Consider the following 24,175-nt stretch of genomic DNA (forward strand, 5'->3'; position numbering starts at 1 on the left):
AGCCTCGCGCATCGCGCCTCCGGCGAGGAACGCCGACCACGGCCCCTACCCTCGGGACATGGTCCTCGAAGACGAACTCCTCAACAAGGTCACCTGGAAGATCCCGAACGCGCTCGCGCTCGTGGGGTCTCGGTCCGGCGACGAACGGAACACGATGACCACGAGTTGGATCACCCAGCTGTCCATGGAGCCCGTCCTGATCGGCATCGGCGTCGACAACACCGCCGTCACCCATCGATTGATCTCGGACGGCGGGTCGTTCACCGTGAACCTTTGGTCGGCGGACGACACCCGGGTGTTCGTCAAGTTCTCGAAGCCGGCCACCGACGAGGGGACGACGCTCAACGGGCGAGCCGTCCGCGACGGCGTGACCGGTGCCCCGGTCTTCGAGGAGGCGATCGCCCACGTCGAGTGCGAGGTCCGTCAGACCCACGACCTCGGGACCCACACGCTCTTCATCGGCGAGGTCGTCGACGCCGCCATCCGTGACGACGAGGCGTCGTCGGCATCGATGCGCGACACCCGCATGAAGTACGGCGGCGTGAAGCGCCACTGATCGCCGATCAGCGCCTAGCACGGTCCACCCAGTCGGTGGTGGACCCTTCGGACGCCATCACTGAGCGCGCGATCACACGTACGGAAAGTGCGCACAATGCGCGTTCTCGCACGCGAGCCGGAAGAACCGGCACAACCGGCCCACGATCGTGTCAGCCGAATCGGCACTACCCCTATGTTCCGCGCGACGCAGATGGTGTCATGACGGTGTGGTCCGATCATCCGGACCTCGACAACCGAAGGCGACGGGGGACGACCTCTTGGCGGAGGGGCCCCGCACGCCACTCATGAAAACGGCGACAGGGGTGACCATGACTGGTCGACGGCAACACCGGAACCGCACGCTGCTCGGAGCGCTCCTCGCGTTCCTGGGGGCGGTCCAGATGCTGGTGGTGGGCATCATTCCCGCGCCCGCGGGCGCAGCACCGGTCACACCGGGCACGCTGCTGGGCTTCGAGGCCGACGGCGACCAGGACGTGGACACGCCAGGCAACCTCGACTGGTCCGCCATCGACCCGGTCATCGCCATCGACGCCGACGACCCCGACATCGGGTACCAGGGATCCTCGAAGGAGAACGACCCGACCGAGTTCTCGTGCCAGAGCAAGGACGGCGGCATCACCCCGGGCAAGGACAACCTCGAGCGGGCCTACATCTACCCCGACATCTCCCTCTCACAGGGACTCCTGGCCATGGGCTTCGTGCGTGCGGACGGTGGCACGCAGGGCAACGCGCACGTGAACTTCGAGTTCAACCAGGCTCCCATCACCCTCGGTGCCGACTGCGAGTACCTGGGCCGCGTCGCCGGCGACCTCCTGTTCGTGTTCGACTTCCCCGGGAACCAGGCCGACCCCGCCGACATCACGGTCTTCGAATGGGACCCGAACGTCTCGGCTGACGGCCAGTGGGCTGAGCTGACCCTGAGCGACGTCGCCGCCTTCGCGACGGCAGCGGACAACACCGCGGACATCACCGACGAGGTCGTCGGTGGGACCATCGAGCACCGGGCATTCGGCGAGGTCATCCTCGACCTCGTCGAACTCAACTTCCAGATCCAGCAGGGTGGCGGCGACGGCATCCTCACCTGCCCGGGATTCGGCACTGCATCGGTGCGGTCCCGTTCGTCGGGTGAGTCGTTCAACTCGGCCCTCCAGGACTTCATCAACCCCATCCCGGTCGACGTCTCGACCTGTGGCGACGTCACGATCAAGAAGGTCGACGACCTCGGCAACCCGATGAGCGGCGTGGACTTCGACCTGTTCGACAGCGACGACGTGCTGGTGGACGAGTGCACGACCGACGACCTCGGCATCTGCACCTTCGACGACGTCCCTCCCGGCGACGGCTACTACGTCAACGAGGACGCCTCGACCGTCCCGGCGGGCTACACCGCAGCGACGAACCCCGTGAAGTCGGGGATCAGCGTGGGCTTCAAGGAGAGCGTGGATCTCACGCTCGAGCCCATCGTGAACCCGCGCCAGACCGGCTACGTCGAGGTGACCAAGGTCCTGGCCGAGATGGGCGCCGACGGTGACACCCCCGTCGTCCCCGACGACGACACCGACCTCGACGGCGCCACCTTCCTCCTCTACGACGACGACCTGGCCGACGGCGGCGACGCCGACGGTGAGTACGACGCCGGCGAAGAGGTCTCGCTGTGGGGCACCACCGACCCGGCGACCTGCACGGTCGCCAACGGCGACGGGAAGTGCTCGTTCGGCCCCGTCGGCACGGGCGACTACCGCATCACGGAGGCGGCGTGGCCCGACGGCACATCACCCGGACCGGACGTGGCGGTCACGGTGACCGCCGACAACACCGCACAGGTACCCGCCGGCGCGACGTTCACCAACTACCTGAGCCCGCTCGAGATCGACCTCGACAAGAGCGGACCCGACACCGCCACCATCGGCGACACGTTCACCTACACGTTCGACGTGACGTTGAACGAGGACGTCCCGCTCACCAACGTCGTGCTCGTGGAGCTCGACGCCGCACGGTGCAACGTCGCTGCTGCTCCCCTCTCGGGACCGGTGAAGACCGGCGGTGATCAGGACGAGTGGCTCGAGGTCGGCGAGACGTGGAGCTACGAGTGCGACCATCTCGTCACCGACGCCGACACATCGCCGTTGCTGAACCGTGCGCAGGTCACCGGCGAGGACCAGTTCGGCCGCACGACCATGGCCGAGGACACCCACGCGGTCACGATCCTGTACCCCGACGTGACCGTCGAGAAGATCGCCGTCGACGACTCGATCACCGCCGGTGACGAGATCGCCTTCGACATCACGGTCTCCAACATCGGCACGGGCGTGGCCCGCGACGTGACGCTGACCGACACCTTGCCGGCCGGCATCGTCTGGAGCGAGAACAGCGCTGACTGCTCGATCGCCGCCGGCGAGTTGAGCTGCGACTTCGGCGATCTCGCTGCGGGCGCCAGCACCACGACGGTCCGGGTCAGCGGCACCACCGACACCGGCGAGTGCGGCAACGTCGAGAACACCGCGACCGTGGCTTCGACCAACGAGTTGGACGCTGCGACGCAGAACAACTCGTCGACCGACGACGTCGACGTGTCCTGCCCCGACGTCCAGATCGAGAAGACCGGCAACGGCACGATCAACGCCGGCGACGACGCGATCTTCACCCTCACGGTGACGAACAACGACCAGAGCGCCACGGCGACCGACGTGACGGTGAGCGATCAGCTGCCCGGCGACATCGTGTGGACCACCGAGGCCCCGGGCTGCGAGATCGACGGGAGCGGACTCCTCGAGTGCGACCTCGGCGACATCGCGGCCGGCGGATCGGTCCAGATCACCATCACCGGCACCACCGATGCCGCGGACTGTGGCGCTCTGCCCAACACGGCATTCGTGGAGTCGAGCAACGAGGCCCCTGACGGTCCCGACAACAACGACGACTCGGCGACCATCACCGTCCAGTGTCCCGATCTCACGATCGACAAGACCCCGGACGATGGTGTGGTCAACGCCGGGGACGACGTCAGCTTCACCGTCGTGATCGGGAACGACGGTCCCGGTACCGCCTACGACGTGGTCGTCTCCGACGATCTCCCCGCTGCCGTCACCTGGGCCATCGACCCGGCGGTCGACGGCTGCGCCATCGCCGACGGCACGCTCGCCTGTGAGTTCGACTCGCTGGCCGCAGGAGACACGGTCTCGATCACCGTGACCGGCACGACCGACGCCGCCGACTGCGGTGTCCTCGACAACACGGCCACGGCCGACGCCTCGAACGACGACGAGGTCACCGACGACGGCGACATCACCGTCGAGTGCCCGGACATCGACATCACCAAGGTGGCCGACGACGACGTCGTCTCCGCCGGAAGCGACGTCGGATTCACCATCACGGTGACCAACGCCGGTCCCGGCACCGCCTACGACCTGGTCGTCTCCGACGACCTCCCGGAGGGCCTCGACTGGGTCATCGATCCGGCCGTCGAGGGCTGTGCCATCGCCGACGGCACGCTCAGCTGTGAGGTGGACGAGTTCGCCCCGGAGGACGAACTGGTGGTCCACATCTCGGCAACGACCGACGAGAACGACTGCGGCACCTACGACAACCTGGCGTCGGCCGACGCGTCGAACGACGACGAGGTCACCGACGAGGACGACGTCGCCGTGCTCTGTCCCGGACTCAACATCGGCAAGAGCGCTGACGACGTCGTGGTCGACGCCGGCGGCGCGGTCGGGTTCAGCATCGTGGTCTCCAACGTGGACGACGGCATCGACCCGCCCGAGGGAACGGCCACCGACGTGACCGTGAGCGACCCGCTGCCCGACGGGCTCGACTGGGCCCTCGACCCGGCCGTCGACGGCTGTGCCATCGCCGATGGCGTCCTCGAATGTTCGCTCGGCGACCTCGCTCCCGGCGACAGTGTGACGATCCACGTGGTGGCGACGAGCGCCATCGCCGACTGTGGTGACCTCGACAACGTCGCCACCGCCGATGCCTCGAACGGTCCGGCGGTCGAGGACGACGCCAGCATCCTGGTGCTGTGCCCCCTCGACATCGAGATCGACAAGGACGGGCCGGCTCTGGCCCACGTCGGTGACGAGATCACCTACACCTTCTCGGTCACGAACACCGGCGAGGCCGACCTCGTGAGCGTCGAGGTCAGCGACCCGCTGTGCGACGGCGACATCACCCTCGACGACGACGCTGACGGGGACACCACCCTGGCGGTCGACGAGACGTGGGAGTACTCGTGCACCCACGTGATCACCGACGACGACCCCGACCCGTTGCCCAACACGGCGACGGTCGTCGGAACCGACGAACGGGACCGGGAGACCGACGATGACGACGACCACCTCGTCGACATCATCAATCCGTCGATCCAGATCATCAAGACGGTCGACAACGACGCTCCCAACCCCGGCGACACGATCACCTTCAGCTACGAGGTCACCAACACCGGCGACACCACGCTGTACGACGTGCTGGTCACGGACGACCAACTCGGCGACATCGGCACCATCGACGAACTCGCACCCGGCGAGGTCGTCGTCCTCACCAAGGACGACCTGGTCCAGTCGGACCAGAGCCTGGTGAACATCGGTACCGCAACCGGTACGGACGAGCTCGGACTCGAGGTCACCGACGACGACGATGCCTTCATCAACATCGTCATCCCGGCGGTCATCACCAAGCAGACCCCGAAGGCGCTGGCATTCACCGGCGGCCAGTTCGGTCTGCTGCTCTTCCTCGCCGGCATGACGATCCTCGGCGGCGGATTCCTCACCGACACCGCTCGGCGACTCCGCCGGCACCACGTCCGCTGATCCACCCCGGCGGATAGGTTCACCTCGATGCACGAGGTGAACCTGTCCAAGCCGGACAAGGTCCTCTTCCCTTCCGGCGACGGCGGCAACGCCATCACCAAGGCCGACCTGTTCGAGTACGCGGGCCGCATCGCCGAGCGGATGGTGCCGTTGATCGGCGACCGTCCCGCGGTGCTCCAACGCTTCCCGGACGGCATCGACGGCGACGGCTGGTACCAGAAGCACACTCCGAAGCATTTCCCGGACTGGATCCCCACCGTCGAGCTGCCCAAGCGTGGCGGCGGGACCGTCCGGCACCCGGTCATCGACTCGGCCGACGCCCTCCAGTACGTCGTCAACCAGGGCACGATCTCGGTCCACGTGCTCGGCGGCAGCGTGTCGCGTCCCGACGTGCCCACCGAGCTGTTGATCGACCTCGACCCCTCGATCGACGACCCGCTCCAGGTCGTCGAAGCGGCGACCGCGGTCCGAGAACTCCTCGACGAACTCGATGTCGTCGCGTTCGTCAAGACCACGGGTTCGCGCGGTCTCCACATCCACGTCCCGCTGCGCGGCGACGCAGGGTTCGACGCGGTGGGGGCTCTCGGGCACCACCTCGGCGCCCTGCTGGCCCGCCGGCATCCCGACCTGCTCACCGTGGAGTTCTCGAAGGCCGACCGAGGCGACCGTCTCTTCGTCGACACCCTCCGGAATGCCCCGGCGCAGCACGCCGTCGCGCCCTACACCCTGCGCCCGCTTCCCGGCGCGCCGGTCGCGGTGCCCCTCCATTGGGAGGAGGTCGGATCGGCTTGGACGCCGGACGCCACGCCACTGCGGAGTCTGTTCCGACGTCTGGGATCCCTCGGTTCAGATCCGTGGGAGGACATCGATGCCCACCGGATCGAGGCCTCGGCGATCGCTGAGCGACTCACCGACGCCGGTGACTCGTCAGTCCCGTAGCGCAGCCCGTCGAGCGATCACGACACCCAGGGCGGCCGCAGCGCCACCGACGAGGAGGGAGCCTCCACCACCGGTCGCCGGGAGCATCCCGGCGTCGCGGACGGGCACCGACGTCGACCTCGTGGTGTCGGGGACCTCAGCGACCACGGGGAGTGCGTCCGGTGCGTCCGGGACCCCCGAGCGCGACGCCGCAGGCGCCGAGCGGGCAGTCAGACGATGCCCGGTCTCGGCCGGGCCGCTCTTGCGGACCGACCAGCTCTCGTGGAACGCCTCGTCGTCGCTCGGGGCCAGGCGGGGGACGAAGAACGTGTCGAAGACCGTCTCGGCCGCGCTGACGTCCACGATCGAATACCCGTGATTCTGGAGGTCGACCGACTTGATGTGCAGGTTGCCAGCCAAGGTCGCCGCCTCCAGCGCTTCCGACGCGACGGACGCTGCCTGCTGGTCGAGCCCCTGGTCCACGAGGATCTCGTCGATGTTGTCGCTGGTGATCGACGGACACACGAACTCGACTCCGAGCGGTCGGACCTCGCCGGGCAGACCCGTGGGGACCGGCGTGTAGTACAGCGGGTCACTGATGTCGGTCAGGAACGGCTTCTCGGTGAGTTCGGCGGCCCAGGTGGTGTGGATGTCGCCGGTGAGGACCACGACGTCGGTGATGTCGTTCGACCGCAGGTGTGCGAACAGCCGGCTGCGCTCGGCCGGGTAGCCGTCCCACGCGTCGCCGTTGACCGAGTTGCCACCGTCGTTCAGCACGCCGGGAGCATCGGGGATGCCGTCGAGCAGGGCCGACAGCGCCGGTAGACCCGGGATGCCCGGGATCCGCCACTGCATCAACATCACCTGCTGCAGGACGATGCGCCAGCTGGCGTCGGAGTCCGACAACGCCTGCTCGACGAAGGTCTGCTGCGAGGAGGAGATCATCCGACGGTCTTCGTCGTAGAGCCCGTCGGCGGGCGCCTCGGGCGAGAGCACCTCGAACAGCGGCTCGTCACGCCCGTCGATGCGGGTGTCCATCACGATGATGTCGGCGAGGTCGCCGTAGGCGAGCGCTCGGTACAGCACGATCGGCTCGTCGAGCGAGGTGGCGTCGATGTCGAGCGGGAGCCACTCGCGGTACGCCTTCCACGCACGCTTCTTCCGGGTCTCCCAGTCCAGGCCGGTCTCGGCCTCGACGTTGTCGTCGCTGCCGTCGAAGCTGCCGTCGCCGTCGTGGTTCTCGGCGCCGCCCGACCACGAGTCGTTGGTGGTCTCGTGGTCGTCCCACGTGTTGATCCACGGGTACAGCTGGTGGAGACGGCGCAGGTCCGGGTCGAGGCGGTAGTGCGAGAAGCGCTTCCGGTAGTCGTCGAGCTCGGTCATCTCGAGCGCCGGTTCGACGACCCGCCCGATCTCTGCGCCCGGCCCGTAGCCACCGGCGCCGTACTCGTAGAGGTAGTCGCCGGCACACAGGATCGCGTCGAGGTCGTTCCGCTCGGCGAGACGGGCGTAGGCGTTGAAGTAGCCGCCCTCGTAGTTCGCGCACGACACCAGGCCGAGGCGGAGGCGATCCACGTCCTGGCCCGCTGCCGGCGCCGTCTTGGTCCGTCCGACGATGCTGGTCAGCCGAGGCCGACGAACCGGTACCAGTGGTAGGCGAACGGTGCCAGGCCGTCGGGCACGACCTTGACCGTGAAGTCGTGGGCCGCATCGGCGTCGACGGTGCCGGATCCGACCACGTCGGCGAAGTCCGGGTCGGTGGCGATCTCCCAGGTCACCGGGATCGGTGCATCGGTCGCCCCTGGAGGCGTGATGCGCGTCCACAGCACCACCGACGACGCCGTCGGATCGCCCGACGCCACACCGTGGAGGAACGGGGCCAGACCGTCGTCGGCCGCCGCCGCGGGCCGTACGGCCGACGCGCCCAGGACGACGCCGGCCGCGCCGGTCAGTCCTGCGCGGTGGAGGAACGTTCGCCGGTCGTAGCTCGCAGCCATCCGGTCAACGTACGGAGCCGGGCACTGCGATCGGCAATCGACCGCGCTCGATTCAGGTCACGTTCACCAGGGGTCCGATCCGATGTCGGACGGCGTTCTCGATCCCGGCGTCGTCGAGGTCGAGCAGCGACCCCGGCGAGAGCACGAACGAGATCGCCAATCGGACCAGTACATCGGCCGTCGCGGTCGCCGTCGCCCGGTCGAGCGTGGGTTGTCGGAGCACTGCCAGGGCCACCAGATGCTCGCTGGCCGCCGACACGAGCGGAGCGCTGTCGATCGTGAGCAGGCGCAGCAGGAGGGGCTCGTGGCGGATCAGCGCCGCCAGGCCGCTGCGCTGCGCCACCCGCAGGCCGGCGACAAACGCCACGACCACCTGCTCGCCGAGGTCGTCGATCGAGGCAGCCTCGTCGGCCAACGCCGCCAGGAACCGCCGCATCTCGTGGGCGAGCGTGGCGGCGATCAGTTGGTTGCGATCGGTGAACCGCCGGTAGATCGTGCTCCGGCCGACACCGCTCACCGACGCCGCCGAATCGACCTCGAGCCCGGACAGACCCGAGGCGGCCAAGAGACCTGCGGCCGCATCGAGGATCCGATCGTCGACGTCGTCCGATGTCCGTGGCGACGCCATGCGATCCAGGAGCGCACCGAGATCGATGCGGGTGGCGACCTTGGGCACCTCAGGCCGCCGGCCGGGGCGCGGCGATCGACCGCATCCGGCGGATGGTGCGCAGGTACGGACCGCGCATGATCTGCTGCGGGAGCATCTGGCCTGCGTTGCGGACCGTGAGCGTCACCGCAGCGAGCTTGGCCTCGTCGGCGGCCGTCCACGGGATGCCGAACCGGTCGCGGACGACGGCCGGCAGCCCACCGATCGTCATCGTCCGGAGCACCGGTGTCATCAGCGCTCCGACCTGGCTCGGACGCCCGGGCTGTTCGATGCGGCTGTGGAGGGCCATGTCGACGGCGCGCTCGGCGGTCGGGGTCAGCTCGAGTTCGTTGCGACAGATGTCGTCGAAACGTGCGCGGAACGCGGCATGGTCGACGGGTACCGGCCGGTCGCTCACGCCGTAGCGCCGATACCAGGTCACCGTTTCCTGGTAGAGCTGCTCGCGGCGCCGCGGCCCCATCCCTCGGTGGTTCCAACGGTCGACCGTCTCGAACATCTCCCAGGTGAAGGTGGCGTGCGCCCACCAGAACGTCTCGGGAGCCAGGGCGTGGTAGCGCTCGCCGTGGGCGTCGGTCCCCTTGATGTCGGTGTGGTAGTCGCGGATCCGGAGGCCGCGATCGTCGGCATCGGGAGCGAAGATCGTCGCCCAGATCTGGGGCACCGAGCGATAGATGCGATCCCACGGCTCCTCGAAGAACGCCGAGTGCTCCTCGACGCCGCGCCCGAGGTGTGGGTACATGAGCTGCAGGATGCCGGCGCTGAATCCGCTCAGACCGGAGCGCCAGTCGCCTGCGACCCGCCAGAGGAGCGATCGTGGACCGAGCGGGGCGCCGGGAGGTGAAGTCTGGGACACAACATCACTGTATGTCCCACGGCCCGGTCGAGCGGCGACGGTCGATCAGTCGACGATCCGACCGCGATCCACGGACACCGGGTCGCCGCAGGCCCCGCGTTGCAGCGCCCGGTCGATGCGCTTCCGGTCGTCGCTCCTCGCGATCGCTCGGCCACCGTCGTCGAGGTCGACGATGACCACCAGCGCCGTGGGTTCCTGCCCCTCGTGGGTCACCGTCCACGACGCCACCGTTCCCGTGCCGACGGCGTCGCGGACGACCGGGACCACGGGGGTCGACGCCCGGACGTCGTCCGCCAGATCGGCGATCAGGGGTGGCTGCCCGTCGGACGACGTGGACCACACGCCGAGGCCGGGCTTGGTGAGGAGGCCGCTCACGCTGGTGACCAGCGCACGACCGCCGACCTCACGCAGGCGGCGGACGACCGTCACCAACGCCTGGAACACGAAGCTGTTGAAGGGGCCGCCGGCGAACGCCATGCCGCCGGTCACGGTCGGTGTCCCGGCGAGTGGGAGCCCGAGCTCGCGCTGTTGCACACGCACCGCGACCGGGAAACACGAGTACAACTCGACCAGGTCGCAGTCGGAGAGCGGGTGTCCGAGACGTTGCTCCGCCGCTTCGCCGAGCACGGCCATGGCCGGCCACCGATGGAGGTCACCTCGTTGGGTGAGGGGCACCATGTGCGACGACCCGAGTCCGACGACCGGGAAGACCCATCGGTCACGGGGGACGCCGGCACGTTCTGCCGCGCCGACCGTGCACAGGAGCAGCGCCGCGCCCTGGTCGACGGTCCACTGGGTGACGTGCCACTTCGCGTACGGGAACGCCAGCGGACGGTTCCGGGGCGAGAAGGTGGCGATGTCGTCGGCCGACATCGGGGCCGGGAACGCCGCCTCGGGGTTCGTCCTCGCCACCTCGTTGAAGCGGCCGTAGAGCGCACCGAGGTCGCGGCACAGCTGCTGCGGATCCACGCCCTCCGCCGCCGCCAGCGCGTTCTCGATCAGCGCGTACTGGTCGACAGGAGCCCACAGGCCGGCGTCGAGCTCGGCGGGGTCGACCAGGTCCCCGACAGGGTGCTGGTGGACGTCGGGAGACACGTCTCCCTGGTCCGTCTCCGCGCCGCCGCTCTCACCGCGGAAGACGCTGGCGATACCGGCGGCGTCGGCCTGGGTGCTCTGGGCCCGCAGGCGCGCATCGCGTGCCTTGGCCTCTCCCCCGACGACGAGCGCCACCTCGACCTCGCCTGCCAGCAGCGACGCCAGGGTCTCGTCGATGACGGTCTGCTGTGGGATCCCGACGTCGACGAGGACCGTGGTCGCATCGGGCGCACCGATGCGGTCGGCGATGATGCGGGCCGGGTCGGCGTAGGACCACGTCCCGTGCGTGACCGAGATCCGCTCGACCTGCGACAGGAGCGCCGGAGTCGCGTCTGTTCCCGCGGCGAGCGACGCCCGGACCATGAGCTCGACCGCCTCGACGTCGTCGTGGCAGCTCCCCACCCCCACGAGGACGGGTGCACGGGGATCGAGGCCGTGGTCGCTCACGGTCCGATCCTCGTCGATCCGGCGCTACGACGCGCGCGGCGCCGGGAGGCGGTCGTTCAACGATCCCGCCGCACCGAAGAGTTCCTCACGCCAGTGCGCGACCAACTCATCGGTCGGGTGATCGTCGGGGTGGAAGTCCTCGCGCTGGTAGTCGTGGAGTTGGGCGACGATCTCCCGGCTCACGAACGGCGTGTAGCGCAGCTTCTTCAGGCTCTTCCAGACCCGGCGGGGGCTGCGGCGTGCCACGGGGTCACGGAGCATCGACAGGAACGTCATGACCGCGACTGCTGCGGGGAACCCGATGTTGAAGATCGTCATCGTGACCTTGCGCATGCGCTCGGTACCACCGACGTAGCGGTAGACGTCGAACGCCACCGCCTTGTGCTCCGACTCCTCGAGGGCGTGCCAGAGGAACAGGTTGCGGACTTCCGGGTGGGCCACCGTGTCGCGGGCTGCGGGGTCCGTCAGCAGGATCTGGGCCAGGGTCGCGGTGTAGTGCTCGAGCGCGGCGGTGGCGGCGAGGTTGGCCTTCGCCGGCAGGAGCTTCTCGCGGATCTTGAGGCTGCGGTCGACGAACCGGTCGATGCGCTTCGACGGGTAACCGAGCTCGTCGAGGCGGTCGTTGAACTCGCGGTGTTCACGGCCGTGGATCGCCTCCTGGCCGATGAACCCCTTGACCTGCTCCTTGAGCGCGGGGTCCTCGATCTGGTCACGGAAGTTCCGGACCGAACGGACGAAGAAGTCCTCGCCGTTGGGGAACACCGACGAGAGCACGGCGATGACATGGCTCATGACGATGTCCTCGTCGGCTGCGAAGTGCCGCGGCAGGTCGGCCAACGGGTACTCGAACGACACCCGCCGGGTCGGCACGGTGCGGGTGGGGATCTCGGTCACGGTCATGCGTGGTCTCCTGGAGGCTGGGTGAGAAGGAACGATTCGATGGCGCCGATGATCACGGCGGAGAGGCGTGCGTCGGAGCTGACGAAGCCGTCGAGGTCGCGACGTCGGTTGAGGCCGTCGATCAGCACGTCGATGAGTTCGATGGCTGCCGCGGCGTCGACGTCGGCCCGGACCAGCCCGGCCTCGACCGTGGCGTCGAACACCGGGATGAACGCGTCGACGATGCGCCGGTTGATGCGGCGCTGGGTCTCACGGGCTTCTTCGGTCGTCGAGGCCGAGCGGAAGACGGCGAGTGCGCGCAGGTCGTTGATCACGATCAACTGCTCGAGCAGTTCGCGGACGATCCCGTCGATGGGGGTACCGACGTCGAGCTCGGCCGCCACCATCGTGGTGAGCTCGTCGACACCCTGGTCGACGACCGCCGCCAGCAACTCCTCCTTCGACCCGAAGTGCCCGTAGAACATCCCGGACGACACCCCGGCCTCGGCGACGATCGACCGGGTCGTCAGGGCCTCGACACCGTCACGCTCGGCCACCGCGACGGTGGCGTCGATGAGGCGCTGGCGGGCGGCGGCACGCTTCTCGTCGCTGATCTTGGGCACGCCGGCACTGCTCCCCGAGTCGACCCACTCGGAGAAAACCGAGCGCTCGCTCTTTTATCGCAGAACCGGACGATCACCGCAAGGGGAACAAGCGTGACATCGATCACGCCCTCCCCGGGTCACTCGTCGATGTCGACGGGTTCCGAACGATCGAGCGGCGTCGAGACGACCCGAGCGCACCCGTCGAGGTTGGCGACGATGCGCTTGAGGTAACGGGCGAGCATCGCACGGGGCACGCCCCACGAGGATGGACGGTCGCTGCCCAGGAGGTCGTTGACTCGTGCGTCGTAGGTCGCCATCAACGCCTCGGCCCGCTCGGTGTACCCGGCGATGGCCGGCTCGTCCCGCGCCGCGAGCACCTCGACGGCCTCGGCGAAGAGCGCCGACACGATGCGCCGGTCCTCGTCGAGCTCGGCACGCTCGTCACCGGTGATCCGTACGCCCTGGTCGGCGAGGTCGAAGATGTTCTTGCACTGGTCGCCGACCCGCTCGAGCTTCTTGACCACGAGCAGGCTCGACAGCACGATCCCGATGTCGGTCCCGCCCTGCACGGCCGCGTGCACGACCAGCTCGCGACGCACGTCCTCCTCGAGCTGGTTGACGATGCGGTCGGTCGAGCGCACGTCCTCACCGATCGCGTCGATGTCGTCCCCCGACACGAGCGCCGATGACGCGAGATCGAACGCGTGACGGCACGCGCCGAGCATCTCGGTCACCTGTCGATCGATGGTGTCGAAGACACCGTCGTCACCACGGAAGAAGCTGAGCACCATGTCGAATCACCTCAGGACGATGACCCCGAGAGCCGGGATCAGGATGAAGACCACCGCGATGTAGGCGATCACGGCCGACGCACGTCGGGACGCGAGCTCGCCTGTCTTGTGCGCCAGCCGGATCGGCAGCGCGCGCATCGCAGGGACGGGATAGAAGAGCAGGATGCCCGCGAGGTTGAACAGCGTGTGCACCAACGCCACCGTGAGGGCCTCGGGGCGGCCGGTGGCCAGCGACGCGAGCAGGGCGGTGATCGTCGTGCCGACGTTGGCACCGAGCGTCACGGGATAGATGTTGGCGAGGGTGACCACGCCCGAAGCCGCGAGCGGGATCATCACCGACGTCGTGATGCTCGACGACTGGACGGCGATCGTGATGACCAGGCCCATTGCCATCGCCGTCACACCACCGCCGCGTGAGAGAAAGGCGTTGATCGAGGCCTCGACCCTGTCTGCCACCAGCGCGCGCATGTTCTTGGTGATGAAGGCGAGGGCCAGGAAGATGCACGCGAGACCGCTGAACAGGAGCAGGACCCCGAGGAGGCTCCCTGAAGCGCCCACGGCTTCCCACGCCGACTCGACGAGCGAGGCTGGTTCCTTGACGGCCTGCTTGATCGGGCTCTCGAACGTGGCGCCGCTGCCGCCGAGGAAGAGATCGGTGAGTGCCTCGGCGGTCTTCGACAAGATGCCGGTCACCAACTCGAGCGGCAACAGGATCGAGACCGCCAGCAGGTTGAAGTAGTCGTGGACCGTCGCCGCGGCGAAGGCCTCCTTGAACTCCGTGCTGCGTCGGACGTGACCGAGCGACGCCAGCGTGTTGGTCACCGTCGTCCCGATGTTGGCGCCCATGATCATCGGCACGGCGGCGTCGACACCGAGCAGCCCCGAGCCGACGAGGCCGACGATCGTCGACGTGGTCACCGACGACGACTGTGCGAGCACGGTGGCGAGGATGCCGACGCAGAGCCCGGCGACCGGGTTGGTGACGCTCGAGAAGAGCTCTTCCTGGATGTCGCTCCCGAGCGACTTGATGCCGCCCTCGAGGAGCGAGACCCCGATCAGGAAGAGATAGAGCAGCCCGACGACGACGATGCCGCGAGCGAAAGCGGGAATCGCCCCGGAATCGCTGTCCGATTGTTCGGTGTGCGCCACGGGATCCGAGTCTGGCCGATGAACGGCACCCGAACGCGCATCGAACGCCGGGTGAACTCGTGAGCTACAGCCCGCGAGCGGCTCCCCGGGCGAGAACGCCCTGGTACATCCCCGGCGGGAGCTTGGACAGCAGGCTGATCGCCCAGGCGTCGGGGCCGATCAGGAGCCGACGCTTGTCCTTCTCGACCGCCCGGACGATCGACTTCGCCGCCTTCTTGGGCGTGGTGATGAACAGCTTCTCGAACTGTGCGGTCGCGTCGGACGCGTCCTGACCGATGTCGTTGATGCTGTCGTCCATCCGGGCGTTCTTGGCGATGTTGGTCTTGATGCCGCCGGGATGGACGGTGGTGGCCGAGACGCCGCACTTCTCGATGTCGAGTTCGACCCGGAGGGCCTCCGTGAAGCCACGGACGGCGAACTTCGCCGCGTTGTACGCCGACTGCGACGGGATGCCCATCAGCCCGAAGACGCTCGAGATGTTGACGACGTGTCCCTCCCCCGCAGCCTTGAGGTGCGGCAGGAAGGCCTTCGTCCCGGCGACGACGCCCTGGAGGTTGATGCCCATCAGCCAGTCGAAGTCGTCGTAGGACATGCCGTCGACCGTGGCGCCGAGGGCGACGCCGGCGTTGTTGACGATCAAGTTCACCTTGCCGTGATCGGCGACGACCTGGTCGGCCCAGGCGTGCATGGCGTCGCGGTCGGCGACGTCGAGACGCTGCGACGTGATCGTGACGGTCGCGCCGGCCTTCTTGGCGAGGTCGACCGTCTCGGCGAGACCGACCTCGTCGACGTCGGAGATCGCGAGATCCGCGCCTCGCTTCGCCAACAGGATCGCGAGTTCGCGACCGATCCCCGATGCTGCGCCGGTGACCGCGGCGACCCGTCCCTGCAGTTCCATGACCAGGAGTCTCGCCCGCGCCCGCGACGCAGCGCCAGACGAACGGGACGAATCGGGCGGCGTGTCCCACCGACCTCCCCTGTCCGGAACGTACCGATCGGCACGTTGCACGTCGTTTTCGTCGCGGTACGTACCGATCGGCACGTTGCGATCGCCGGCGTGGAGGCGGCGGCGGGCGCTCAGTCGAGCGGGTCGAGGCGCCAGTCGTGGCCGGGCTCGAGTTGGTACGGCTTCGAGACCGGGCGATCGAGCGTGAGGGCGAGCGCCTCCGGCCCGTACAGGTCGTCGATCTTGGAAGCAGCGGCGTCGAGTGCGCCGCCGAGCGGCCCTTCGAGGAGCGTGCCGATCATGGCCGGGAGGCTGTCGGCGTTCTCGAGCAGCCACGAATGGCGCGCCCCCTCGACGCGGATCATCGTGCCGTTGGCCGACCGCGCCGCACCCTTGGCGAAGGGATACCAGATCGTGAGATCACGGTCGCCGTGGAGCACCACGACCGGCACCTCGTGCTCGGCCAGCGTCCGGAGCATGTCGTCGGACCCCTGATCGGTCGCGGTCGCGAACAACGCCGCCGGCATCGACGGCAGCGCTCGGACGCGGTCCACGAGCGACGGTGCGGCCAGCCGGGCGATCGAGCCCATCTGCTTGCGCCCCCGCACGGCGCTGGACAACGTGTCGGTGACGAGGAGACCGATGCCGAGCGGGAACAGTCCCGGCACGAACTTGGCCATCGAGGTCATCGTGTCCCACCCACGACCGATGGCCGCGTTGATCGGGATGACGGCGATCGCACGCTCGGGCCGACGGGCCGCAAGGTCGACGACCACCCGCCCACCCATCGAGTGGCCCATGAAGACGGCTCGCTCGATGCCGAGGTGATCGAGCACGCGCTCGTGGAGGTCGATGTAGTTGGCCCAGTCCCATCCACGGCGACCGAGGCCGTCGGTCCGGCCATGGCCGGCGCTGTCGACGGCGATCACCCGGAAGCCCATCCCGGCGAGCCGGCGCAGGGTCCGCGCATAGAGCATCCCCTCGGCGATGATGCCGTGCACCATCACCAGCGGCACGCCCTCGCCACAGATCGAGAGGCCGACCTTGTGGCCATCGTCGAGTCGGATCGTCCGACGCTTCAGCCGCGGGGGCTTCGACGTCGTCTCCGCAGCGATGGTGTCCATGTCGGCCCTGATCCCCATGGCGAGAACGTAGTGACCGCGCGGTCACGCAGCGGTGATCCGAACCGAGCCGGAGACGCACTGCGGGCCACTACGGTCGCGTCCCATGCCCATCGGCACGCCACTCCGCTCCCGCCTCGACCTCCGCTCCGAGGAACACCAGGCCAACGTCCGCGCCATGGAGGCGCTCTGGGACGGGGTCGCCACCGAGCTGGCATCGGTGCCCACCGTCGGCGGCCAGCGCTACGTCGACCGCCACCGCAAACGGGGCAAGATGCTCGTGCGCGAACGGGTCGAGGCGCTGGTCGACCCCGACACCCCGTTCCTCGAGCTGTCGCCGCTCGCCGGCTGGGGCACCCAGGACGCCGTCGGCGTCGGCATCGTGACCGGCATCGGCGTCGTCAACGGTGTGGAGTGCGCGATCTGGGGCTCCGACATGACCTACAAGGGCGGGTCGTCGAACCCGACCTCGTGGTTCAAGATCGAGCGGCTCCTCGACGTGGCCCGCCGCAACCGCCTCCCGCTCATCGCGCTCAACGAGTCGGCCGGTGCCGACCTCCCCCGGCAGGCCGACCTCTTCGTCAACGCAGGCAGCCAGTTCAAGCTCCTGACCCAGCTGTCGAAGCTGGGCATCCCGACCATCACGGTGGCGTTCGGCCCCAACACCGCCGGCGGGGCGTACGTGCCGGGCATGAGCGACTACACGATCTTCGTCAAGGAACAGGGCACCGCCTATCTCGGGGGCCCACCGCTGGTGAAGATGGCGATCGACGAGATCGTCGACGAGGAGACGCTCGGCGGCGCCGAGATGCACTCGCGCACCAGCGGGCTCTCCGATCACCTCGCCGTCGACGAACTCGATGCCATCCGCAAGGTCCGCGAGGTCGTCGCCCACCTCGGGTGGCGCAAGCTCGGACCCGGCGCGACCGAGCCGGCCGACGAGCCGCTCTACGACCCGGCCGAGCTCATCGGCTGTGCATCGGCCGACGTACGCATCCCCTTCGACATCCGCGAGGTCCACGCCCGCATCCTCGACGGCAGTCGCTTCGAGGAGTTCAAGCCGCTCTACGGCGACAAGCTGGTGTGCGGTTGGGGGTCGATCCACGGCTTCCCCGTCGGCGTCCTCGGCAACAACGGGATCCTGTTCTCGGACGAGGCCCGCAAGGGCGCCCAGTTCGTCCAGCTGTGCAACCGCACCGACACGCCCCTGCTCTTCCTGCACAACATCACCGGCTTCATGGTCGGGTCGAAGGCCGAGCAGGAAGGCATCATCCGCAACGGCGCCAAGTTGATCAACGCGGTGTCGAACTCGACGGTCCCCCACCTCAACCTGATGGTCGGCGCCAGCTACGGCGCCGGCAACTACGGCATGGCCGGTCGGGCATACGACCCGAGACTCGTGTTCTCGTGGCCCAACCACCGCATCGCCGTGATGGGGCCCAAGCAGCTGGCCGGGGTCATGGACATCGTCGCCCGCAACGCCGCCGCAGGACGCGGCATCGAGATCGACGACGAGACGGAGGCCCAGTTGCAGGCGCAGTCCCAAGCCCTCGAGGACCAGATCGAGGGTGAGTCCACGGCCCTCTACTCGACCGGCCGGGTGTGGGACGACGGCATCATCCATCCCGCCGACAGCCGCACCGTGCTGGGCATGGCGCTGTCGGCCATCCACAGCAACACCATCGAAGGCGCCACCGAGTACGGCGTGTGGAGGCACTAGTGATGGCTCGATCGTCGAAGCCGATGTCCAAGCTCCTGATCGCCAACCGTGGCGAGATCGCCGTACGCATCGCCCGCACCGCGCACCGGATGGGCATCAGCACCGTCGGGATCTACTCCGACTCCGATGCCACCGCGCTGCACGTCGATGCCGTCGACGTCGCCGTCGCGCTCGGCGGCACCACCGCCGCGACGTCGTACCTCCGCGCCGACGCCGTGCTCCAGGCCGCGATCGACACCGGCTGCGACGCCGTGCATCCCGGCTACGGGTTCCTGGCCGAGAACGCCGACTTCGCGCAACAGGTCATCGACGCCGGCCTGGCATGGGTCGGCCCGACGCCGGAACAGATCCGACTCCTCGGCGACAAGGTGGCGGCCAAGCAGGCAGCGATCGCCGCGGGTGTGCCCACGACGACGATCATCGAGATCGACGGAACGGGCGACGACGCCGCCGTCCCCGACGACGTCCCGATGCCGGCGCTGGTCAAGGCGGCAGCGGGTGGCGGAGGACGCGGCATGCGGATCGTGCGCTCCGGCGACGAACTCGCCGACGCCGTGGCCGCAGCATCGCGTGAAGCCGCCTCGGCGTTCGGCGACGGCACCGTGTTCATCGAGCCGTACCTGGAGCGCGGCCGTCACGTCGAGGTCCAGATCCTCGGCGACTCGCACGGCAACGTGATCCACCTCGGCGAGCGCGAGTGTTCGATCCAGCGCCGCAACCAGAAGGTCGTCGAGGAGTCCCCCTCGGCCGGGATCACCGACGAGCAGCGAGCAACACTCTGCGACGGTGCTCTCGCGTTGGCTCGCCACGTCGGCTACACGAACGCCGGCACCGTGGAGTTCCTGGTCGGTGCCGACGGCACCGTCACCTTCCTCGAGGTCAACACCCGGCTCCAGGTCGAACACCCGGTCACCGAAGCCGTCACCGGTCTCGACCTCGTCGAACTCCAGCTCCGGGTGGCCGACGGCGACGAACTGCCGATCACGCAGGACGACGTCCGAGTCGACGGTCACGCCATCGAGGTCCGGCTCGTGGCCGAGGATCCCGCCGGTGGCTGGCTCCCGTCGACGGGCACGATCGCCCGCTTCGACATCTCGGACAGCGTCCGGGTCGACACCGGCGTCCGTGCCGGTACCGAGGTCACGACCGACTACGACTCGCTGCTGGCGAAGGTCATCGCCCACGCACCCAGCCGCGCCGACGCCGCCCGACGCCTGGCTCGAGCGCTGCGGTCGTCCTGGATCGCGGGGGTCGAGACCGACGCCGCCGCCCTCACCGCCATCCTCGGCGACGACGACTTCCTCGCGGCCGAGACGCCCACGTCGTTCCTCGACGAACACCCCGACCTCGTCACGAGTCCGGGGGCGACGGGCGACGATCGCCTCGCACTGCTCCTCGGGGCGGTGTTCGCCCGCGAGCACGCGTCGCGTCAGCACGACCCCGCGACGCCGTTCGCTCCGTCGGGTTGGCGCAACCTGCGCATCCAGGGGCAACGACAGGTGTGGCACGCAGGCGACGAGAGGGAACACGTCGAGTACCGCATGCACGGCCGGAACGCCGCCGAGGTCCTCGTCGGACCATGGCCGACGCCGACCGACGACGGGTCCCTCAGCGACGACGAACGCCGCGTCGTGCAGATCCGTGTGTTCGACCGCAACGATGACGGTCAGGTCGTCGAGATCGACGGCGTCCGCCACCGCGTCGACACCTTCTCGGTCGACGACGTCGTGCACACCCGCAGCGCAGCAGGGTCGATCTCGTGGACCCTCGAGCCCCGCTTCGTCGACCACGACCTCGTCGATGCCGGCGGCGGACCCACCAGTCCCCTGCCGGGCACGGTGCTGTCGGTCCACGTCGCCGCGGGCGACACCGTGTCCGACGGCGACGTCCTGGTGGTCGTCGAGGCCATGAAGATGGAGCACAAGATCTGTGCCGTCGGCGACGCCACGGTCACCGAGGTGCTCTTCGCCGCGGGCGACCGTGTCGACTCCGGCGACCTGCTGGTCCGACTCGAGACCGGTGAGGACGCCGAAGGGTGACCCGGTGACGACACCCATCCGGATCGCCAACTGCTCCGGGTTCTTCGGCGACCGGCCGAGCGGGGCGGTCGAGATGGTCGAGGGCGGGCCGATCGACGTGCTCACCGGCGACTGGCTCGCCGAGTTGACCATGCTGATCCTCAGCAGGATCCGCGCCGCGAACCTCGAACGAGGCCGGCCGGGCAAGGGCTTCGCCCGCACGTTCGTCGACCAGACCGAACAGGTCATGGGGACGTGCCTCGACCGCGGCATCAAGATCGTCTCCAACGCCGGCGGTCTCGACCCTGCCGGCTGCGCCGACGCCGTCGCGGCGGTGGCGGACCGCCTCGGCCTGTCGCCGACGATCGCCTACGTCGACGGCGACGACCTCCTGCCCCGCCTCCCCGATCTTCTCGCCGACGACGTGGTGCGCCCCTTCGACACGGGGGACGAACTCGGCACCGCCGACAGCTACCTCACGGCCAACGCCTATCTGGGGTGCTTCGGGATCGTCGACGCACTCGACCGGGGCGCCGACATCGTGATCACCGGTCGGGTCACCGACGCCGCCGTGACCTGCGGACCGGCCGCATGGCACCACGGGTGGACACGCGACGACTTCGACGCCCTCGCCGGCGGGGTCGTCGCCGGCCATGTCATCGAGTGCAGCGCCCAGGCCACCGGCGGCAACTACTCGTTCTTCCACGAGATCGACGCCGCCACCTCGAACCCGCGCTTCGGGTTCCCGTGGGCCGAAGTCGCCGCCGACGGTTCCTCGGTCATCGGAAAGCACGACGGCACCGGCGGCGCGGTCACGGTCGGCACCGTCACCTCGCAGTTGCTCTACGAGATCGGCGGGCCGGAGTACCTCGGCCCCGACGTGACCGCTCGCTTCGACACCATCGACCTCGAACAGGTCGACGTCGACCGCGTCCGCATCAGCGGCGTGCGAGGGCAGGCGCCGCCCGCCACGTTGAAGGTCGCCATGAACCGTCTCGGCGGCTTCCGGAACTCGTTCACCGTCGCGCTCACCGGACTCGACATCGAGGCCAAGGCCGCACTCGCCGAGGCCACGTTCTGGGACGCCTGCCCGTTCGCTCCCGACGACTTCGACGCCATCGCCAGCGAGGTGATCCGGACCGACAAGGGAGATCCAGCGACCCAGGAGGAAGCCACGGCGATCTGGCGTGTCACCGTGAAGGACAGCGACGAACGCAAGGTCGGCAGAGCGTTCGCCGACGCCATGGTCCACACCGCCTTGGCCAGCATCCCGGGCATGTACGGCCTCGGTGGTGGCCCGTCGTCCGCGTCGCCGTTCGGTGTGTACCAACCTGCGCTCGTCCCCTCCGACGCAGTGCCGCAGACCGTCCACGTGCTCGGTGGCGGTTCCCACGAGATCGAGTCGGTCGCGCCGACCGGCGCTCCCGTCGCAGTCGCGGTCGCCGGCCCGATCGATCCGCCTGCGGGGCCGACCTCGGTGGCACCCCTCGGCTCGGTCATCGGCACGCGATCGGGCGACAAGGGCGGGAACGCGAACCTCGGGGTGTTCGTCCGCTCGGACGCTGCCTGGGCGTGGCTCGACGACTTCCTGACCGTCGACCGGCTGCGCGAGCTCCTGCCGGAGACCGCAACGCTCGCCGTCGACCGCCACCGGTTCCCGACGCTCCGGTCACTCAACTTCGTGATCCACGGTCTACTGCAGGAAGGCGTCGCCGCCTCGACCCGTCAGGACGCTCAGGCCAAAGCCCTCGGCGAGTGGCTCCGGGCCCGTGTGGTGTCGATGCCCGACGAACTCCTCAGCTGACGACGAGGTCGGCGACCATGCCGGCGGCGCGGTGGCCGGGGATGTCGCAGAAGAGCGTGTAGGTCCCGGGCTCGAGATCGATCGCCGCCTGGTCCACGCGACCGTTCTTGTTCACGTTCAGCTTGAAGTCGCTGATGCCCTCGATGACGAGCGTGTGGCGGATGCTCCCGACGTTCTCGTACACGAAACCGATCCGGCCGGCGGTCGTCTCGTAGACGTCCTCGGGAAAGGAGATGTCCTCGGCCAGCACCTCGACCGTGGCGTCGACCTCGCCGAGCGGAGGCGGTGTCGTGGAGTCGTCGTCCCCACCGCAGGCCGTGGCGACCAGCGCGAGCGAGATGGCGGGAAGGAGGACGGTCCGGATGCGCACGCCACGACGCTACGACCGCCAGGGATCGGAGTGGAAACCCTCAGGCGCGGGGAAGCGCCCGGACGACGGCCGCGTCCTCGGGGCTGATGGCCGGCCCGAACATGGTCGAGTACAGACCCTTGGTGCCGCAGTCACAGCTCAACGCCACCAACAGCGACTCGTCGGCGGGGTCGGACTCGCCCTCGAAGCGCAACTCCTCGTCGATCGTCATCTCGGCCGGGTCGTGGGTCGACCCGCACACCGGACACCGGAGCTGCCCGGAGTCGGTCGGCACGAAATCCGCTTCGTAGCCGGCCGCCTGCAGTCGTTGGATGGCTTCGGTCAGTGTCTCCACTGGTTCTCCTCGGTCGGGGTCGATCCCATGGTCGCGGATCTGGACGCGTTTCGTCTCGAACTCCCTACCCTGGACCCATGTCCGGTGATGTCCTGCAGACCGTTGCCCTCGATTTCCAGTGGCCGACACTCGACCCGTTCCTCTTCTGCGTCCACCACCTCGACGACTACCCGGAGGCCAACGACCTGCTCGGCCCCGACGCGCCCCTGACCGGACGCCAGATGGGCTCGGACTTCGACGGCGTCGACGGCTGGCGGATGTACCACGGCACGACCGTGCCCGGCTTCCCCCAGCACCCCCACCGCGGTTTCGAGACCGTGACCTACGTGCGCCAGGGGCTCATCGACCACGCCGACTCGATGGGCGCCGCCGCCCGCTACGGCCGTGGCGACGTGCAGTGGCTCACCGCCGGCGCCGGCATCCAACACGCCGAGATGTTCCCGCTCCTCGATCGTGACGAGCGCAATCCGGTCGAGCTCTTCCAGATCTGGCTGAACCTCCCCGCGGCCGACAAGATGTCGGACCCGTACTTCGCCATGCTCTGGGACGTCGAGATCCCACGCGTCGAAGCCGACGGGGTGACCGTCACGGTCATCGCCGGGTCGCTCGGCGGGACGACGCCACCATCACCGCCACCGGACTCGTACGGCTCGAAGGCCGATGCCGAGGTCGCCATCTGGCACATCGTCCTCGAGGACGACGCCGAGTGGACGCTTCCGCGCTCGGCGGGTGAGGACGTCGGCCGGGTGCTCTACCTCTTCGAGGGCGACGGCCTCACCATCGGCGACTCCTCGATCGGGGCCAGGACCGGCGCGGTCCTCGACGCCAGCGGCGACCTCGTACTGCGGGCGTCCGACGGTCCGGTCGAGGCGCTCGTCCTCCAGGGTCGACCCATCGGTGAGCCGGTGGCGCAGTACGGGCCGTTCGTCATGAACACCAAGGCCGAGATCCAGCAGGCCATGGACGACTACCAGTCGACGCAGTTCGGCGGATGGCCGTGGGACGTCCCCGACCCCACCCACGGACGTGACGACCGCCGTTTCGCCCGCCGCCCCGACGGCAGCGTCGAAGAAGCCATCGCCTGAAGGCGGACGT

At 68.9% G+C, this 24,175-nt stretch carries 20 protein-coding genes; 7 read left to right on the forward strand and 13 right to left on the reverse strand.

Going from position 1 to position 24,175, the window contains the following annotated elements; all coding sequences use genetic code 11:
- Positions 1 to 58: 58 nt before the first annotated feature.
- The 3 genes from AB8619_RS14835 to ligD all read left to right on the forward strand — a co-directional run bounded on the left by AB8619_RS14835 (position 59) and on the right by ligD (position 6,305).
- A complete protein-coding gene (locus AB8619_RS14835; protein WP_436793409.1) occupies positions 59 to 556 on the forward strand; it encodes a flavin reductase family protein in 498 nt (165 codons plus the stop codon).
- 310 nt (positions 557 to 866) lie between these two features.
- Entirely contained in the window at positions 867 to 5,366 is a 4,500-nt protein-coding gene (locus AB8619_RS14840; RefSeq protein ID WP_436793410.1) for a DUF7507 domain-containing protein, read from the forward strand.
- 27 nt (positions 5,367 to 5,393) lie between these two features.
- Positions 5,394 to 6,305, forward strand: a complete 912-nt coding sequence (gene ligD / locus AB8619_RS14845; RefSeq protein WP_436793411.1) for a non-homologous end-joining DNA ligase — start codon at positions 5,394 to 5,396, stop codon at positions 6,303 to 6,305.
- Here the strand turns inward: ligD and AB8619_RS14850 are convergent.
- The 11 genes from AB8619_RS14850 to AB8619_RS14900 all read right to left on the reverse strand — a co-directional run bounded on the left by AB8619_RS14850 (position 6,294) and on the right by AB8619_RS14900 (position 16,855).
- The gene (locus tag AB8619_RS14850) at positions 6,294 to 7,859 is read right to left on the reverse strand and encodes an alkaline phosphatase D family protein (protein WP_436793412.1); all 1,566 of its coding nucleotides are present in this window, start codon (positions 7,857 to 7,859) and stop codon (positions 6,294 to 6,296) included. The two genes, ligD and AB8619_RS14850, sit on opposite strands and share 12 nt — an antisense overlap.
- Before the next feature lie 47 nt (positions 7,860 to 7,906).
- Positions 7,907 to 8,281, reverse strand: coding sequence for a PhoD-like phosphatase N-terminal domain-containing protein (locus AB8619_RS14855; protein ID WP_436793413.1), 375 nt, complete (start codon positions 8,279 to 8,281; stop codon positions 7,907 to 7,909).
- Positions 8,282 to 8,333: 52 nt separating this feature from the next.
- Positions 8,334 to 8,957 (reverse strand): TetR family transcriptional regulator, encoded by a 624-nt coding sequence (locus AB8619_RS14860; RefSeq protein WP_436793414.1) that lies wholly within the window; start codon positions 8,955 to 8,957, stop codon positions 8,334 to 8,336.
- Position 8,958: 1 nt separating this feature from the next.
- Positions 8,959 to 9,801, reverse strand: a complete 843-nt coding sequence (locus AB8619_RS14865; protein WP_436793415.1) for an oxygenase MpaB family protein — start codon at positions 9,799 to 9,801, stop codon at positions 8,959 to 8,961.
- Between the two features lie 45 nt (positions 9,802 to 9,846).
- Positions 9,847 to 11,343 (reverse strand): acetyl-CoA acetyltransferase, encoded by a 1,497-nt coding sequence (locus AB8619_RS14870; protein ID WP_436793416.1) that lies wholly within the window; start codon positions 11,341 to 11,343, stop codon positions 9,847 to 9,849.
- Between the two features lie 24 nt (positions 11,344 to 11,367).
- A complete protein-coding gene (locus tag AB8619_RS14875; RefSeq protein ID WP_436793417.1) occupies positions 11,368 to 12,243 on the reverse strand; it encodes a metal-dependent hydrolase in 876 nt (291 codons plus the stop codon).
- Positions 12,240 to 12,845 (reverse strand): TetR/AcrR family transcriptional regulator, encoded by a 606-nt coding sequence (locus tag AB8619_RS14880; protein WP_436793418.1) that lies wholly within the window; start codon positions 12,843 to 12,845, stop codon positions 12,240 to 12,242. The genes AB8619_RS14875 and AB8619_RS14880 overlap by 4 nt, the downstream gene beginning before the upstream one ends.
- A 119-nt stretch (positions 12,846 to 12,964) precedes the next feature.
- Positions 12,965 to 13,618, reverse strand: coding sequence for a PhoU domain-containing protein (locus AB8619_RS14885; RefSeq protein WP_436793419.1), 654 nt, complete (start codon positions 13,616 to 13,618; stop codon positions 12,965 to 12,967).
- A 6-nt stretch (positions 13,619 to 13,624) separates the two neighbouring features.
- Positions 13,625 to 14,767 (reverse strand): Na/Pi symporter, encoded by a 1,143-nt coding sequence (locus AB8619_RS14890; RefSeq protein WP_436793420.1) that lies wholly within the window; start codon positions 14,765 to 14,767, stop codon positions 13,625 to 13,627.
- 64 nt (positions 14,768 to 14,831) lie between these two features.
- Positions 14,832 to 15,665: an SDR family NAD(P)-dependent oxidoreductase gene (locus AB8619_RS14895; protein ID WP_436793421.1), complete on the reverse strand. Its 834-nt coding sequence runs from the start codon at positions 15,663 to 15,665 to the stop codon at positions 14,832 to 14,834.
- A gap of 179 nt (positions 15,666 to 15,844) precedes the next feature.
- Complete coding sequence (locus AB8619_RS14900; RefSeq protein ID WP_436793422.1) at positions 15,845 to 16,855, reverse strand: alpha/beta fold hydrolase; 1,011 nt, start codon at positions 16,853 to 16,855, stop codon at positions 15,845 to 15,847.
- Positions 16,856 to 16,940: 85 nt separating this feature from the next.
- Between AB8619_RS14900 and AB8619_RS14905 the strand changes: the two genes are divergently transcribed.
- The 3 genes from AB8619_RS14905 to AB8619_RS14915 are packed head-to-tail and all read left to right on the forward strand — an operon-like array spanning position 16,941 to position 22,376.
- The gene (locus AB8619_RS14905) at positions 16,941 to 18,554 is read left to right on the forward strand and encodes an acyl-CoA carboxylase subunit beta (protein WP_436793423.1); all 1,614 of its coding nucleotides are present in this window, start codon (positions 16,941 to 16,943) and stop codon (positions 18,552 to 18,554) included.
- 23 nt (positions 18,555 to 18,577) lie between these two features.
- The gene (locus AB8619_RS14910; RefSeq protein ID WP_436793424.1) at positions 18,578 to 20,593 is read left to right on the forward strand and encodes an acetyl/propionyl/methylcrotonyl-CoA carboxylase subunit alpha; all 2,016 of its coding nucleotides are present in this window, start codon (positions 18,578 to 18,580) and stop codon (positions 20,591 to 20,593) included.
- Between the two features lie 4 nt (positions 20,594 to 20,597).
- Entirely contained in the window at positions 20,598 to 22,376 is a 1,779-nt protein-coding gene (locus tag AB8619_RS14915; protein ID WP_436793425.1) for an acyclic terpene utilization AtuA family protein, read from the forward strand.
- Here the strand turns inward: AB8619_RS14915 and AB8619_RS14920 are convergent.
- Both AB8619_RS14920 and AB8619_RS14925 read right to left on the reverse strand, forming a co-directional pair.
- Positions 22,369 to 22,746 carry a sulfocyanin-like copper-binding protein gene (locus tag AB8619_RS14920; RefSeq protein ID WP_436793426.1) on the reverse strand — a complete coding sequence of 126 codons (378 nt, stop codon included), beginning with the start codon at positions 22,744 to 22,746 and terminating at the stop codon, positions 22,369 to 22,371. The two genes, AB8619_RS14915 and AB8619_RS14920, sit on opposite strands and share 8 nt — an antisense overlap.
- Before the next feature lie 40 nt (positions 22,747 to 22,786).
- The gene (locus AB8619_RS14925; RefSeq protein WP_436793427.1) at positions 22,787 to 23,080 is read right to left on the reverse strand and encodes a hypothetical protein; all 294 of its coding nucleotides are present in this window, start codon (positions 23,078 to 23,080) and stop codon (positions 22,787 to 22,789) included.
- A 77-nt stretch (positions 23,081 to 23,157) separates the two neighbouring features.
- Here AB8619_RS14925 and AB8619_RS14930 point away from each other — a divergent pair, with 77 nt between their 5' ends.
- Positions 23,158 to 24,165 (forward strand): pirin family protein, encoded by a 1,008-nt coding sequence (locus AB8619_RS14930; protein WP_436793428.1) that lies wholly within the window; start codon positions 23,158 to 23,160, stop codon positions 24,163 to 24,165.
- The last annotated feature ends 10 nt before the right edge of the window (positions 24,166 to 24,175 follow it).

The organism is Actinospongiicola halichondriae (assembly GCF_049103745.1).
Lineage (GTDB): Bacteria > Actinomycetota > Acidimicrobiia > Acidimicrobiales > Salinilacustritrichaceae > Salinilacustrithrix > Salinilacustrithrix halichondriae.

Coding starts and splice junctions, on each gene's coding strand:
- AB8619_RS14875 (WP_436793417.1), bottom strand. CDS start 12,243: ATGACCGTGACCGAGATCCCCACCCGCACCGTGCCGACCCGGCGGGTG.
- AB8619_RS14835 (WP_436793409.1), top strand. CDS start 59: ATGGTCCTCGAAGACGAACTCCTCAACAAGGTCACCTGGAAGATCCCG.
- AB8619_RS14930 (WP_436793428.1), top strand. CDS start 23,158: ATGTCCGGTGATGTCCTGCAGACCGTTGCCCTCGATTTCCAGTGGCCG.
- ligD (WP_436793411.1), top strand. CDS start 5,394: ATGCACGAGGTGAACCTGTCCAAGCCGGACAAGGTCCTCTTCCCTTCC.
- AB8619_RS14900 (WP_436793422.1), bottom strand. CDS start 16,855: ATGGGGATCAGGGCCGACATGGACACCATCGCTGCGGAGACGACGTCG.
- AB8619_RS14905 (WP_436793423.1), top strand. CDS start 16,941: ATGCCCATCGGCACGCCACTCCGCTCCCGCCTCGACCTCCGCTCCGAG.
- AB8619_RS14895 (WP_436793421.1), bottom strand. CDS start 15,665: ATGGAACTGCAGGGACGGGTCGCCGCGGTCACCGGCGCAGCATCGGGG.
- AB8619_RS14910 (WP_436793424.1), top strand. CDS start 18,578: ATGTCCAAGCTCCTGATCGCCAACCGTGGCGAGATCGCCGTACGCATC.
- AB8619_RS14840 (WP_436793410.1), top strand. CDS start 867: ATGACTGGTCGACGGCAACACCGGAACCGCACGCTGCTCGGAGCGCTC.
- AB8619_RS14885 (WP_436793419.1), bottom strand. CDS start 13,618: ATGGTGCTCAGCTTCTTCCGTGGTGACGACGGTGTCTTCGACACCATC.
- AB8619_RS14855 (WP_436793413.1), bottom strand. CDS start 8,281: ATGGCTGCGAGCTACGACCGGCGAACGTTCCTCCACCGCGCAGGACTG.